This is a genomic window from Trueperaceae bacterium (genome assembly GCA_031581195.1).
In the GTDB taxonomy this organism is placed as follows: domain Bacteria; phylum Deinococcota; class Deinococci; order Deinococcales; family Trueperaceae; genus SLSQ01.
In genome coordinates this window covers 1-1,783 of sequence record JAVLCF010000204.1, presented here as the reverse complement: position 1 = coordinate 1,783, position 1,783 = coordinate 1, and the positions used below count along the sequence as shown (strand labels likewise).

Here is a 1,783-nt window from a genome sequence, read left to right as displayed (position 1 = left end):
GCGGGTTCCTGAACGCGGTGGAGGGCCTGCAGTTCGGGGTGTCGCGGACCGTCGCGCACGCGATCCTGTGGGACGCCTCGCCCGCCCTGTACGGCCACACGGTCCTGGTGGTCGGCGGGGTGATCGCGCTGGTGACCGCCGCCCGGCGCGGGGTGGCCTGGACCGCGCTGTTCCTCGCCGCCCTCGGCATCCTCGTTTCGGGATCCCTCGAGGCCGCGGTCGCCTGGATCGCGCTCGCCCTCGCCTTCCTCCTCCTCCGGCCGCCGGGCCAACGCCGGCCCCGCCTGGTGGAGGCGGTCCTGCTCGCCGCGATGATCGGCCTGTCGGCCGGCCTCGCGCCCCTCCTCGGGTGGGGGCGCCTCGGCTTCACGCTGAACGCCGGGGCGGGCGATCCCGCCCGCGTCAACCTGTTCGCCGGCACGGAGGTGCCCTACGCCGACGCGTGGGACGACCGCTGGGTCGACGTGACCACCGAACCGGTCGCGCTCGCGGGGGCGCCCTACACCGCGTACACCGTCACGAAACGCGGTGCGCCGGGCTGGTACCGCCTCCAGCAGCTCGTCCGCCTCGAGCCGGGCGCGACGTACACGCTCAGCGGCTGGATCGACGCGACCGGCCCGACCCACCCCGGCTTCCAGGGGTGGGGAACCCCGCTCGACCGCGCGGCGGAGGGCGGGGACTCCGCCCCGCCCTTCGTGCTGATCGCGACCTGGGCGGACGACGGGTGGTCGGCGTCGGTGCAGGGCCCCGGGCGCCTCGAGGGCGCCCGGGTGCTGGACGCCGACGCCACCTGGCGCCGCGTCGCCGCGACCTTCACCTACCAGGGCACGGACCCCCTCACCTGGTTCGTGGGCTTCACGCCCGACGCCCGCAGCGAGGCGGGCACCACCGGCCGGATGGCGGGCCTCCAGCTCGAGCGCAGCACGACCGCCGGCCCCTACGTCCCGGGGCCCGCCCGGACCGGCCTCTCGTTCGACTACGCCCGCGCGCCCCTCTGGAGCGTCGCGCTCCGCATGGGGGCCGAACGCCCGCTCGTCGGGTGGGGCCCCGACGCCTTCGCCGACCGCTACGCCCGCACCGAGCCGTACGCCGCCCAACGCACCCTCGTGCCCGACCACCCACACAACCTCGTCCTGTGGACCTGGGTGGAGCGTGGCGCGCTCGGCCTCGCCGGACTCGCGCTACTCCTCGCCGCGCTCCTCGGGCCCGCCGTCCGGGCGCGCGACCTCGGGCTCCTCGCCGTCGCCGGCGCCGCCCTCGCCGTCAACCTGTTCGACGCCACGCTCCTGTCCGGCGCGGTGCTCTACCCCCTCGCGGCCGGCGCCGGCTGGCGCCGGGGGCGGGCCCCGCACCCCCTCGGGGGCGCCCCAATGGATTCGCCGCCGGTCGCGGACGCGACGCACGCCGCCCCACCCGACGCCACCGACCCCACGGAACGCACCACAGCCTACGACGACGCCCCCCGCACCCTCCTCGTCCGGCTCGTCCTGGCCGCCACCGACCTCGCGATCGCCGCCGTCGGGCTCGCGGGGGCGTCGTGGGTCACGGCCGGCGTCCTGCCCCCCCTCGACGGCCCCCTCCCCTGGCTCCTGCTCCTCTGGCCCGCCTTCGCGCTCCGCGAAGGGCTCTACCCCGGGTACGGCCTCACCGACGCCGACCAACTCCAACGCCAAGTCCGCGGGTGGGCGTTCGCCACCGGCGCGTACGCCCTCCTCGCCCGCCTCGCCGGCCCCGACCTGCTGCCCGCCTCGCCCCTCGCGCTCGTCCTCCTCGCCGTCACCAC

General features: G+C 77.3%; 1 protein-coding gene. It reads left to right on the top strand.

All coding sequences use genetic code 11. The features are described from left to right. Nucleotides 1-1,783, top strand: a 1,783-nt coding sequence (locus RI554_11430; protein ID MDR9392626.1) for an O-antigen ligase family protein, incomplete at both ends; no start/stop codon positions are given.